Annotated in this window: 15 protein-coding genes; 14 read left to right on the top strand and 1 reads right to left on the bottom strand. The window is 66.0% G+C overall.

All coding sequences use genetic code 11. From position 1 onward, the window contains the following. Positions 1-200: 200 nt before the first annotated feature. Together phaR and IPV08_RS05565 are read left to right on the top strand one after the other, a co-directional pair. Positions 201-815: a polyhydroxyalkanoate synthesis repressor PhaR gene (gene phaR, locus IPV08_RS05570; RefSeq protein WP_056423315.1), complete on the top strand. Its 615-nt coding sequence runs from the start codon at positions 201-203 to the stop codon at positions 813-815. A gap of 113 nt (positions 816-928) precedes the next feature. Continuing rightward, positions 929-1,204: a hypothetical protein gene (locus IPV08_RS05565; RefSeq protein ID WP_207411093.1), complete on the top strand. Its 276-nt coding sequence runs from the start codon at positions 929-931 to the stop codon at positions 1,202-1,204. A gap of 110 nt (positions 1,205-1,314) precedes the next feature. Here IPV08_RS05565 and rpmF read toward each other — a convergent pair whose 3' ends face one another. After that, positions 1,315-1,503 (bottom strand): 50S ribosomal protein L32, encoded by a 189-nt coding sequence (gene rpmF, locus IPV08_RS05560; protein WP_018046018.1) that lies wholly within the window; start codon positions 1,501-1,503, stop codon positions 1,315-1,317. Between the two features lie 330 nt (positions 1,504-1,833). On the opposite strand from rpmF, the gene IPV08_RS05555 reads away from it, so the two are divergent. The 12 genes from IPV08_RS05555 to IPV08_RS05500 all read left to right on the top strand — a co-directional run bounded on the left by IPV08_RS05555 (position 1,834) and on the right by IPV08_RS05500 (position 12,136). Further along, complete coding sequence (locus tag IPV08_RS05555; protein WP_207411092.1) at positions 1,834-2,223, top strand: helix-hairpin-helix domain-containing protein; 390 nt, start codon at positions 1,834-1,836, stop codon at positions 2,221-2,223. Between the two features lie 107 nt (positions 2,224-2,330). Then, complete coding sequence (locus tag IPV08_RS05550; RefSeq protein ID WP_207411091.1) at positions 2,331-2,957, top strand: ribonuclease D; 627 nt, start codon at positions 2,331-2,333, stop codon at positions 2,955-2,957. 281 nt (positions 2,958-3,238) lie between these two features. After that, on the top strand, positions 3,239-4,003 hold the full coding sequence (locus tag IPV08_RS05545) for a hypothetical protein (protein WP_056422751.1): 765 nt from the start codon (positions 3,239-3,241) through the stop codon (positions 4,001-4,003). After that, positions 4,000-4,740, top strand: a complete 741-nt coding sequence (locus IPV08_RS05540) for an LptA/OstA family protein (protein WP_207411090.1) — start codon at positions 4,000-4,002, stop codon at positions 4,738-4,740. Before IPV08_RS05545 ends, IPV08_RS05540 begins: the two co-directional genes overlap by 4 nt. Positions 4,741-4,787: 47 nt before the next feature. After that, positions 4,788-5,630 (top strand): LPS export ABC transporter ATP-binding protein, encoded by an 843-nt coding sequence (lptB, locus tag IPV08_RS05535; RefSeq protein ID WP_056423310.1) that lies wholly within the window; start codon positions 4,788-4,790, stop codon positions 5,628-5,630. Positions 5,631-6,146: 516 nt separating this feature from the next. After that, the gene (rpoN, locus tag IPV08_RS05530; protein WP_207411089.1) at positions 6,147-7,694 is read left to right on the top strand and encodes an RNA polymerase factor sigma-54; all 1,548 of its coding nucleotides are present in this window, start codon (positions 6,147-6,149) and stop codon (positions 7,692-7,694) included. 136 nt (positions 7,695-7,830) lie between these two features. Beyond that, positions 7,831-8,442: a ribosome-associated translation inhibitor RaiA gene (gene raiA / locus IPV08_RS05525; RefSeq protein ID WP_056422745.1), complete on the top strand. Its 612-nt coding sequence runs from the start codon at positions 7,831-7,833 to the stop codon at positions 8,440-8,442. Between the two features lie 219 nt (positions 8,443-8,661). Beyond that, the gene (gene ptsN / locus IPV08_RS05520) at positions 8,662-9,129 is read left to right on the top strand and encodes a PTS IIA-like nitrogen regulatory protein PtsN (RefSeq protein WP_056423307.1); all 468 of its coding nucleotides are present in this window, start codon (positions 8,662-8,664) and stop codon (positions 9,127-9,129) included. Further along, the gene (locus tag IPV08_RS05515; protein WP_056422741.1) at positions 9,126-9,467 is read left to right on the top strand and encodes a hypothetical protein; all 342 of its coding nucleotides are present in this window, start codon (positions 9,126-9,128) and stop codon (positions 9,465-9,467) included. Before ptsN ends, IPV08_RS05515 begins: the two co-directional genes overlap by 4 nt. A 79-nt stretch (positions 9,468-9,546) precedes the next feature. Further along, a complete protein-coding gene (locus tag IPV08_RS05510; RefSeq protein WP_207411088.1) occupies positions 9,547-10,971 on the top strand; it encodes a Wadjet anti-phage system protein JetA family protein in 1,425 nt (474 codons plus the stop codon). A gap of 175 nt (positions 10,972-11,146) precedes the next feature. Further along, entirely contained in the window at positions 11,147-11,416 is a 270-nt protein-coding gene (locus tag IPV08_RS05505; RefSeq protein WP_056422735.1) for a hypothetical protein, read from the top strand. 84 nt (positions 11,417-11,500) lie between these two features. Further along, positions 11,501-12,136, top strand: a complete 636-nt coding sequence (locus IPV08_RS05500) for a DUF4194 domain-containing protein (protein WP_207411087.1) — start codon at positions 11,501-11,503, stop codon at positions 12,134-12,136. The last annotated feature ends 15 nt before the right edge of the window (positions 12,137-12,151 follow it).

The raw sequence follows: 12,151 nt of genomic DNA, 5'->3' as shown, positions 1-12,151 counted from the left end.
TGACCTGCCGGTCTTTGTTACCGAAGGCGTCGCGCGGCGTGTGGCACTATTCTGCGGGGATCAGGGCCAAATTGCTGTTTTCGTCGGCGGGCGAAAGCCTTAAGGTCCGCTTACGCGCAGTGATAAATGATACCCGGACGGCGCATCGGGCCTCGAAGGGATTGGGCGCTGGAATGAATGTGTCGGGAAAGGCCACGAGGATGGCGGAGAACGGTAAGTCGCAGCAAACCGTTATCAAGAAATACGCGAACCGGCGTCTGTACCATACCGGAACCTCGACCTACGTCACCCTCGAAGACCTCTCGACGATGGTGCAGAACGGGGAGGATTTCCTCGTCTATGATGCCCGTTCCGGCGACGACATCACCCGCTCCGTCCTGACCCAGATCATCTTCGAGCAGGAGAACAAGGCGGGCGAGGACAACCTGCTGCCGGTGGCCTTCCTTCGCCAGCTCATCCGCTTCTATGGCGACAGCATGCGGACCATGGTGCCGAGCTTCCTCGAATTCTCCATGGCGAATTTCGCCCGCGACCAGGACGGCCTGCGCGAGAAGATGAACCAGAGCTTCGCCCCCTCGGTGTTCCAGAGCGCCATGGAGGAGCAGGTGCGGGCCAATATGAGCTTCTTCGGCGATGCCATGAAGATGTTCACCACCTTCGGCACCGGTCCGCTCTCCGGCATGAAGACCTCCGCATCGGCGCCGACGCCGACCCAGCCATCGAGCGCGGCTCCCGCGCCCGACAGCGACCTCGACGAGTTGAAGCGGCAGATGGCGGAGATGCGGAACCGTCTGGAAGATCTCGCCAAGAAGTAGCTCGGCGGCGCAAATAACCAATCGCCGATTTCGTCCTGAAGGAATGCTGACGAAACGTTAACGTCGGCCCGCGCGTTGCGCTTTTCTGCCCATCACAGGCGGAAAGGCGATAAGTGTCACAGAACGGCACGGGAAATCGCCCCAAAACGGGACAGTCGGTCCCCGAGGGGGATCGAGAGACGGCGCGGACGCTCGTAGTCGTCGATGGCGGCGAGGCAGTCTCACGCAGGTCGAGCGCTACCTATGGCAGGCCGAACGCCGAGTTTCTGACCCAGCTTCTCATCAGCGGCGACCCGGCCATGCGTGCCTCCCGCACGGAGCGTATGCGCTCCGCCACGGCGCGCTACGCCGAGACGACGCGGATCGGCACGGGCCGGCGTCGCGCCTGACGTATCGGGACAGGCGACGCAAAAAACCGCCCGAAGGCGGTTTTCGCAAGACAGCGTTTCATGACGTCGTTTCGTCCCGGTCCTTATCGAACCGATGACGGAGCGAAGAATCAGGCCTCGGCCGACTTCACCTTGAGGACCTGGCGGCCGCGGTACATGCCGGTCTTCAGATCGATGTGGTGGGGACGACGCAGCTCGCCCGAATCCTTGTCGGCGACATAGGTCGGGGCCTTGAGGGCGTCGGCGGACCGGCGCATGCCGCGCCGCGAGGGGGAGGTCTTTCGCTTCGGAACGGCCATGGGGTAGTCCTGCTACGGCAAAAAGGGTGCACGGGCGCCGCCCCGCGAGGGAAGAGGCAACCTCGGCACCGTGTTCAAACGGAGATTCGATGGCGAGTGTATAGCGATACATCGGCCGTCTGGCTAGAGCCGCCCGAGGCCGGACGTCCGGAAAAAGGAACCGCCGATCCTGCGGGGAGGCTGCCGGTCCGGACTCGCCGGAAGGTTCACCGGTCTGTGAAGTCCCGTTAAGCGCCGGTTCAACCGCCGCGCTTCACTTTGCAGATACGGTGACGCCTCGTCGAAGACTGCGCCGCCACATCCCGGGAGATTGCCGTGACTTCATCTCGCATGACCACATCTCTGCTCCGCACTCTGGCCGTGCTCGGCTGCCTCGCGGCGGCTCCCGCCCTTGCCCAGGCGCCGAGCCCGTCGACGCCCTCGACGTCCACCCCTCCCACCGTTGCACCGAAGGCGCCGACAGCTCCGGCCGCCCCGGCCAAGCCCACGGCGGACAAGCCCGTCGCTCCCGTCACGCCAGCGGCCAAGGTCGATCTCATCGACCTGAACAGCGCCTCGGTGGCGGAACTCGAAGCCCTGCCCGGTATCGGTGCGGCGCGCTCCGCCGCGATCGTCAAGGGCCGGCCCTATCACGGCAAGGATCAGCTCGTGTCGAAGAAGATCCTCACACAGGGCGTCTATGACGGGATCAAGGACAAGGTCATCGCCAAGCAGAAGTAGCCGCCCGGCTCGATGACCCGGCGCTCGTCCGGCGCCGGGTTGTTCGCGGGCAGGCGCGGTGTTACGCGGCCGGGGTAGCGATTGCCCCGCCAGAAGACACAGAACCGATGCCTCCTCAGCCCATCATCCGCGTCCATCGCGGCGATCTCCCGGCCGATTACGTGCCGGGCGCGGCCATCGCCATCGATACCGAGACGTTGGGTCTCAATCCGCATCGTGATCGGCTCTGCGTCGTCCAGATCTCGCGCGGCGACGGCAGTGCCGATGTCGTTCAGATCGTGCCTGGCTCGAGCCCGCCCGAAATACTCAAGCGCGTGCTGGCCGATCCGGCTGTGACGAAGATCTTCCATTTCGCCCGGTTCGACCTCGCCGTGCTGTTCAGGGCCCTCGGCGTGATGCCGGCCCCCGTCTACTGCACCAAGGTCGCCTCCAAGCTCGCCCGCACCTATACCGACCGGCACGGCCTCAAGGATGTGGTCCGCGAACTCGTGGGCGTCGACCTGTCGAAGCAGCAGCAATCCTCGGATTGGGGCGCCGAGTCCCTGAGCCAGGCGCAGGTGGAGTATGCGGCCTCCGATGTGCTGCATCTGCATGCGGCGCGTGCCCGCCTCGACGCGATGCTCGCCCGCGAAGGGCGCATGGATCTCGCGCGGAACTGTTTCGACTTCCTGCCGACCCGCTCCCTCCTCGATCTCGAAGGCTGGGCCGAGACCGACATCTTCGCCCACACCTGATCGGGCACGCGCATGCCGCAGGAGGGTGTGCAGGGGACGGTGCGGCGGCGCACATCGATCGTGCCCCTGCGACCCCGTGCGGTTGATGATTCCTCAATGCTCCGCCCATAAGGTTGTTGCACGGCCACAACTTCGCCATCGGCCGCGCGCATCCGGCGCTCGACATGGTTGACGCTGGCAGGCACGGCTCAGCACATGATTGACGGGATGTGGCATGTTGCAGGGTGCAACGTGCCGGTGTCTCATCGGATCGGTCAGGCGAAGCGGCTCGGATCATCACCATGCACGGGGTCGACGCCATCCACGCGACGGGGACGACGGGATCGGGAGCCGATGCGCGCCGCAACCGCGCTCATAAGCGGGCTCGCAACCACAGTACGCAGGTTCGCTACCTGCGCCGCCTCATTCCTCTCTCTGCCGGTGCGGCGATTCTCGCCCTCGTCGTGGGGACGCTGTTCAACCCCTTCGGCACCGTCCTGCCGGCCGTCACCATGGGGCCGGTCACCCTGTCGGGCACCAAGGTCAAGATGGAGAACCCGCGTCTGTCCGGTTTCCGGAAGGACGATCGGGGCTACGAGGTCATCGCCACGGCCGCCTTCCAGGACGTGCGCAAGCCGACCCTGATCGAACTGCAGGCGATGAAAGGCCATCTCGTCACCGACGATTCCGGCGGGCTCGCCCATATGGAAGCCGCCTCGGGCCTGTTCGATTCGGCACGCGAGACCCTGGTTCTCGAACGCGACATCAAGCTCTGGACCGACAAGGGCGAGGATATCCGTCTCCTCACCGCCGCCATTGATTTCAAGGCCGGGACGGTGAAGTCCGACCAGGCCGTCGCTGTGACGCTTCCCACCGGGACGGTGGCCTCCGACGGCCTCGACATGGTCGATAACGGCCGCGTCATCTCCTTCATCGGCAACGTCCACGCGGTGTTCCACGGATCGGACAAGGCCGAGGGCGCCGGCTCCGAGAGCAAGCCAGACGTGAAATCGCCGCGCATCCTCACCTCCGCCGCCGAACCGCAGGATGGGGAGGCACGCCGGTGAACCGTTCCACGCTGGTCTCCACCCTCGCCCTCTGCGGCCTCCTCGCGGCGGGGAATGCGGTGGCGCAGATTCCGTCCGGCACGTCTCCGGCGCCTGCTGCGAAGGCGAACAAGCCGACCGCTCCCGGAAGCACCTTCGGCGCGAGCGGCGGCAAGGACCCCGTGAAGATCGACGCGGACCGGCTCGACGTGTTCGACCGGGAGAACAAGGCGATCTTCGCCGGCAACGTCGTGGCCGTGCAGGGCGACAGCACCATCCGCTGCTCGACGATGACGGTGCATTACAAGCGCGGCAAGGATGCCAAGCCCGGGGCACCCGCGCCTGCCGCCGATGGCGCCAAATCTCCAGCCGGTATGGCCGAGAACGGTATCCAGAAGGTGGAATGTGCCGGCCCCGTCACCGTGGTGCAGAACGATCAGGTCGCCACCGGCGACAATGCGGTGTTCGACCAAGAGGCCAAGCGCATCGTGCTCACCGGCAATGTCGTGCTGAGCCAGTGCCAGAACGTCACCCGCGGCAGCCGCCTCGTCTACGACATGAATACCGGCCGGGCGAACATGGACCCGATGGCCGGCGGCCGCGTCTCCGCGATGTTCGTGCCGCAGAAGGAGGAAGCCGCCAAGGGCGGGGCCAAGGGCTGCGCCCAGCCGGCGAGCGCTGCGGGCAAGCCGGCACCCAAGCCCTCCGAAGCCAGCGCGGACAAGCCTACCGCGAAACCGAGAGCGCAGGCCAATTGACCTCCGCTCTGCCGCTGGCCTCGGTGCCAGACCCGATCAGCCCGCGAATCGCCGGGTCCGTCTCAGACGGAGCCGGGCGTGCGCCGTCGCTCCTGTCGCGCCTCTTCGGCCGCGGTAAGGGACGGCCGGCGGCCGGGGAGACGGGCCTGTCCGGGAATGGCGGCGGTCCGGGCATCCTCCACGTCGAGGGCCTCCGCAAAAGCTATGGCGCGCGTACCGTGGTCCACGAGGCTGGGCTGACCGTGCGCAACGGAGAGGCCGTGGGCCTGCTCGGCCCCAATGGCGCGGGCAAGACCACGATCTTCTACATGATCACCGGACTGGTCTCGGCCGATCGCGGCTCGATCAGTCTCGACGGCCTGCCGATCACCCACCTGCCGATGTATCAGCGGGCCCGTCTCGGCATCGGCTATCTGCCGCAGGAAGCGTCGATCTTTCGCGGCCTGTCGGTGGAGGACAATATCCGCGCGGTGCTCGAAGTGGTAGAGCCGAACCGCAAGGAGCGCGAGCGCAAGCTCGATTCGCTGCTCGAGGAATTCGACATCGCGCGCCTGCGCAAATCACCCTCGATCGCGCTTTCGGGCGGGGAGCGCCGCCGTTGCGAGATCGCCCGCGCGCTGGCGACCTCTCCGAGCTTCATGCTTCTCGACGAGCCCTTCGCCGGCATCGACCCCATCGCGGTGGGCGACATCCAGGATCTGGTGAAGCACCTGAAGCAACGCGGGATCGGCGTTCTCATCACCGACCATAACGTGCGCGAGACGCTGGGCCTCATCGACCGCGCCTATATCGCCCATTCCGGCCGCATCCTCACCGAGGGTACGCCTGCCGAGATCGTCGCCAATGAGGATGCGCGGCGTCTCTATCTCGGCGAGGATTTCCGCCTTTAGGTCCTCGCTGGCTAGTAGGGTCCAAGGACCGCGAAGCTTCGCGCGACTCGCACGACCTGATTCATTCCAGATGTGACATGCGGTGAGACTAGGCGACCGCGATGCTGCGTTGCCGCCTCGCGGATGGCCCGAGGCGACGGATGCATCCCGGCCTCAGCCGGTGCCCTTCCACCCACTGCCTATTTTGTCGCCAAACTTCATACCTTCTCTGGATTGCATGCGTTTTGTGCATGTTGTTTCAGCGAGCCGGCAATGTCGCTCGCGAGGCGATGGCTTTTTGACGTGGAATATCAGAGCGTTGGGTTTGGCCGGGCCGGACGGAGGATGCTCTGAGTCATCCGCTTCGATGTTGCGCTGCGGCAAGTCCAAGGGAATCACGCACTTCGCGCTTTGACGGCAGGGCGAGATGGCGATAGACATATGCGAAGAGAAAAAGAAGCAATATTCATGCCGAGTGGCGTAGGGGTTCTGTGCCTGCCCTCGGCTGGGCTCACCTGAAGGCGTCGGGGCAACACCATGAGTTTGCTGCAGCGACTGGAAATGCGTCAGGGCCAAGCCCTGGTGATGACGCCACAGCTTCTCCAGGCGATCAAGCTTCTTCAGCTCTCCCAGATCGACCTCGCCACCTATGTCGACGCCGAACTCGAGCGAAACCCGCTGTTGGAGCGCGTCGAAGGCGATGCGGACGGTGAGCGCGTAGGCACGGAGCCGGCCGTGGACGCCTCGGGTGACGGGGAGGGGGATTTCGATTCGTCCGAGCCGGACAACTGGATGGCGACCGAGCTCACCGCCAGCGGTGCCGAGATGGAGAGCGTCCTCGACACCCGCCTCGACAACGTCTTTTCCGACGAGAATCCCAGCCATGCCCGCGAGGCCGCGTCCGGCGACATGCTGTCTCTGACACCTGCGCCCTACGGCAATACCGGCGGCAGCTTCGATGGAGAGGCGCCGGATTTCGAGGCGACCCTGACCTCGGAAGTCTCTCTCCGCGAGCATCTCAGCGCGCAGCTCGATCTCGCTACGCGCGACCCGGGCGACCGGCTGATCGCCGGCTTCCTCATCGATGCGGTGGACGATGCCGGCTACATGCGCGAATCCATCGACGAGGTGGCCGAGCGCCTCGGCGCCAGCCTCGATTCGGTGGCGCGGATGCTGAAGCTGATCCAGACCTTCGATCCGCCGGGAATCGCCGCCCGCGATCTCGCCGAATGCCTGAGCCTGCAACTGCGCGAACGGGACCGGTTCGATCCGGCGATGCAGGCGCTGGTCTCCCGCCTCGACCTCGTGGCCAAGCGCGATTTTCCGAGCCTGCGCCGTCTCTGCGGCGTCGACGACGAGGATCTCGTGGACATGCTGGCCGAGCTGCGCCGTCTCGATCCCAAGCCCGGCCGGGCCTTCGGCTCGCGCGCCGTGGAGGTCCTGATCCCCGATGTGTTCGTGCGGGCGGCCTCCGACGGGTCCTGGCTCGTGGAACTCAACGCCGAGGCGCTGCCCCGCGTGCTGGTGAACCAGAGCTACTATGCCCGCGTCTCACGCGGCGCCTCGGCCGAGGGCGACAAGGCGTTCCTGTCCGAATGCCTGCAGACCGCCAACTGGCTCACCCGAAGCCTGGAGCAGCGGGCGCGGACCATCCTCAAGGTCGCCTCCGAGATCGTGCGCCAGCAGGATGCGTTCTTCGTCAACGGGGTGGCCCATCTGCGGCCCCTCAACCTCAAGACCGTCGCCGAGGCCATCGGCATGCATGAATCCACCGTCTCGCGGGTCACCTCCAACAAGTCGATCGGCACCAGCCGCGGCACGCTGGAGATGAAGTACTTCTTCACTGCCGCCATTCCGGGGGCCGCGGGCACGGCCTCGCATTCCTCCGAAGCCGTGCGCCACCGGATCAAGCAGCTCGTGGACGGCGAGGCGGCCGGCGACGTGCTCTCGGATGACGCGCTGGTGCAGAAGCTCCGCGACGAGGGCATCGACATCGCCCGGCGCACGGTGGCGAAATACCGGGAATCGTTGCGTATCCCGTCCTCGATCGAGCGTCGCCGCGAGCATTTCGCCTACGCCCGCTGAGGCGCGGTCCGCGAAGCGCGGAGCCGATCCCGCAACTGCGTGCGGCGCACCCCGCGGAGCCGGCTTTCCATTCCGTTGACTTCTCTCCCCGACGCTCCTTTACTCACCTGCCGAACGTCGAAAAACCGGAGGATACATGGGGTCATTGCGTGTCACAGGCCATGGCCTGGACCTTGGCGAAGCCCTTCGCGGGCGCGTCGAAGAGCGAATGGCCGGGACCTTGTCGAAGTATCTCGACAGCCACATGAACGGCACCTGCTCCGGCCATGTGACGCTTCGACGGGACGGCACGGCCTACCGCACGGATTGCGTGCTCCACCTCGTTTCCGGCCTCACCCTCGAAGCCTCGGGCGCCTCGCATGACCCGCATTCGAGTTTCGAGCAGACCGCCGACAAGCTCGAGAAGCGCCTGAAGCGCTACAAGCACCGCCTCAAGGATCATGGCGCTGCCCTGCACGAGGGAGCGACGGTCCAGGCGGCCTATGCGGTGTTCCAATCGCCGAGCGAGTTGGACGGGGACGACCTCGAGGACGAGGCGGATCAGGAAGACGAGGCGCATCCTCCCGTGGTGGCCGAGAGCACCAAGACGCTGAAGCGTCATTCGGTGAGCGAGGCAGTGACGGCCCTCGACCTCACCGGTGCCCCGGTGATCGTGTTCGTTCATGCTGGCACCGGACGGATCAACGTCGTATACCGCCGCAGTGACGGAGCGATCGGGTGGGTGGACCCACCCGACGCGGCGTCCTGATCGATCGGCCCGGAGCGGAGATTCTTCTTCGGAGAAAGCCGGTCCGTGACGAGAGGCCGAATTGCCGTCCGGGATGCGTGATCCCGGCTGGCTATCCGGCCTAAGGGCCGTTAGTCGACCATCGGCCGTTTCCGGGTGCGTGGGAACCACGCATCCGTAGCGCTATTTCAAATGAGCGGCGTCCATTTGGCCGTCGCCGATGGGGCGACTGTCCTTATCATGCCAGTTCTGGAATTCCTCAGTCCAGATTCCGTGGTGACCTCTCTGCGCGCTCGCGCGAAGAAGCAGATCCTCCAGGAATTGAGCGCCCATGCGGTGCGCCAGCTTCCCGCGCTCGACGAGCGCGAGGTGTTCGAAACCCTGCTTCAGCGTGAGCGCCTGGGGTCTACCGGCATCGGCGACGGTGTCGCGATTCCCCACGGCAAGCTTCCGGGGCTCGACCGCCTGTTCGGCCTCGTCGCCCGCCTGGAGCGTCCGGTAGATTTCGAGTCGCTGGATGGCCAACCCATCGATATCGCCTTCCTCCTGCTCGCTCCGGAAGGGGCAGGGGCCGAGCACCTCAAGGCGCTCGCCCAAGTGGCGCGGCTGCTGCGGGAGCCGGGCATGCTGGAGCGGATCCGCGCGGCGCGGGATTCCAGCGCGCTCTATTCTCTGCTGACCCAGACGACGAAATCCGAAGCGGCATGAAACGCGTGAATTTGGATAAGTGCCGGTCTTCGGCCGCTGCCGCCGTCGCGTGTGCCATCCTGTGGGGCGCGCCCGCCCATGCCGATGTCGCGTGCGCGCGCGACGTCCTCGTCGCCAATTCGATGCAGCGCCAAGCCATCGACCAGCTCGAACAGGCCGATGGTGACGATGCCAACCGGTGCCGCGTCTGGCGCCGGCACGTGGAGACCATGCGCCGGGTCTCGAGCGTCTACGGCCGTTGCCTCTCCGGAGCGGAGCGGGCCGCCAAGCTCAACGAAGTGCAGACCTCGGAGAAGGATTTCTCGGGGCTCATCCGGACTCGCTGCCGCGGTCTTTGAAGACACGACCACGCACAGGCGGTTGATGCCCGCCGATTGACTCAGGGGCGAGGCATCGGTTGTCCTCGTCCACACCGCCATGCTTTTCGCCCGCCTCTCCGACGACCTGTTCAAGCCGCTCGCCTCGCCGAGCCGGGCGTTCAACGCGGCCCTGCTGCTGCATCTGCATGCGCGCGTCTTCGCAGAGACAACCGAACCTCTGCGCAAGAGCGAGTTGCTCGCCTCCATCGGCGATTTCTCCGCCGACTGGTCCCAGGGCGAGATCGCCGACGACGATGCCACGCCGGCCGATCCGATCGAGCGCCGCTCTGCGGTCTATCGGCGTCTCCTGGAGGCCGGCTGGCTCGTGGAGCGGCGCGAGCGCTACGTGCCGGTGGTCGATTTCGACCCCGATGCCCGCCACGTCATCGAGGAACTGGCGCGTATCGATCGGGGCGAGACCCGCTCCTATGGCGGCGCCGTGCTCGAAGTGCTGGGCAGTCTCGAGAGTGCCGTGGCCAACCCGGCCGAGCGTTCGGAGGCCCTCGTCAACGCCGCCAAGGCGTCCCGCGCCTTCCTCGGACACCTGCGCAGCCTCGCGGGCTCCATGCGCAAGATCGAGGAGCGCATCCTGCGCGAGGAGGACCAGGGTACGGCCTTCCGGCTCTATTTCGAGGAGTTCGTCGCGCGCCACCTCGTCAGTGACTACCGTACCCTGCACACGCGCCTGAACCCGTTCCGCTTCCGCTCCGGCATCGTGCGGGAGGCCGGACGAGCGCTGCGCGACCCCCTCACCATCCGGGCCCTCGCCGAAGCGGGACTGCGTGAGGGGCGGGCCGCCGACCTTCCCCTCGCCGAGCGGGCGGTGCGGCGCGACCTCGCTGAGATCCTGTCGATCTTCGAGGGGCTCGACCGGCATCTCGACAGCGTCGCCGACATCGTCGCCCGGCTGGAGCGCCGGATCGCCGCGTCCCTGCGCTACACGGATCACCGCGATTCCGACCGGATCGAGCGCACGGCGGCGGCGCTACGGGCGGTGGGGGCTGCCGAATGGTCGGATTCGGCGCCCCTCGCCCAGGTCTCGCTGCTACGTCCGCCGATCGGGGAGCCGCATTTCTATACGCCCCGGATGAGGCGGGCAGCGATCCTGTCCGAGCCGCTGCCGGAGATCCATCTCGACCCGGCGATCGAGGCCTTCATCCTGGCCAAGGACGCCTTCCGCCAGCGGGTGATGGTGACGCCCGAGCGCGTCATCGCCTTCGTCGAGCGCAAGCTCGGGACGAACCCCGCCATCCGCGGATCCGAGATCGTCGTGGCGGATGTGGACGAGTTCGTGGTGTTCCAGCGTCTACGCGAGATCGACGTGCTGTTCGACGGGCTCCTCAACGATCGCTACCGCCTCACCCGTGTCGCGGGCCGTGTCTCCAACGGCTGGCTCGATTGTCCGGATTTCATGGTGGAGCGGTCGTCCCCGCCCCCAACACGCGGGCCAGCGAGCGCGGGCGAACGGCGACCGCGGAGATAAGACCCCGCGCGTCGTCCCGTACGGTGGGGAGGACCGAATGTTTGCGTGCATTGCACAATTGTCGTGACAGACGAGATGTCATCACAAACGTGTCAATGCCCTTGGCAGACTTGAAGAGTCGGATCATCCTCTTGGTATACCCGCATCAAAGCGGGACTGGTAAGGAGGTTAACCCATGAGTACCGGCAAGTGCTTGATCAAATCCGCCTGGATCGCCGTCGAGGTGGGGAAGGAGCGAACCGAGAGGGTTCTCGTCGTCGAGACCTACATCGCCGTCAGCCCGCTGGAGCGGAATTTCGACGGTGACCGTTATTCCAAGGTAGTGGAGGAGGTGCAGCGCGTGCTCTCCCAGAACCCCTCCATCGACCGTGCCTCGATCCTGAGCATGCATCGCGACACGGAATGCCTGTCGTTGTTCAAGGCCTCCCCGGCGAAGGCCGCGTGAGAAGAGGGTTTTGTGTCGCGACGGCGATCCGAGTAACGAGGCGGGGTGACGGGGCACCGTGTCCCGCTCGACCGGACCGTCTGAATGATCGAGGCCTTCCGCGCCATCGTCGATGGCGACGAGCCACCGCCTCCGGGTGCCCGTGCACCGTCCGAGGAGGATCTCATCCGCGCGCTTCAAGTCGTGCTGAAGAGCCAGTGCCTCTATGCCGATACGCCCGGTATCGGCCGGTCTTACGAGATCGCCCGGTATTACGCGCCGTTCTTCAAAAGCTATTTTGCCTGTCTCGGCTACTCGTTCGAGGTCTCGCCCCGCGACCAGATGGTGTTCCTGCGCGTGCCCGCCGACGGCGTACGCCATGACGGGCAGGCCGAGCGCCTGCGCAAGGACGAGACCCTCGTGCTGCTGGCCCTGCGCCTCGCCTATGAGGAAGGCCTTCGGGAACACCGCGTCACCACTGACGGTGTCGTGGAATGCACCACCGACGACATCGCCGAATCGATCCGCACCGCCGCCCGCAGCGAGGCGCCGGAAGAAGCGCGCCTCACGGAGATCCTGCGCCTTTTCGCCCGCAAGGGTGCCCTTCGCCTGGGCGAGCGCGACAAGGTCGAGAAAATCACGCCGTTGATGATCCTTCCCGGTGTCTCGGTGCTCTCGCCCGATTCCTGGATGGAGCAGGTCCGCGCCTGGGCAGCGGCGCGAATGGACGATGACGGCTGAGCCCGATCAAGGGCG

The sequence above is a fragment of the Methylobacterium sp. SD274 genome, from assembly GCF_017355285.1.
Classification (GTDB): Bacteria; Pseudomonadota; Alphaproteobacteria; order Rhizobiales; family Beijerinckiaceae; genus Methylobacterium.
This window is presented reverse-complemented; position numbering and strand designations above follow the sequence as displayed.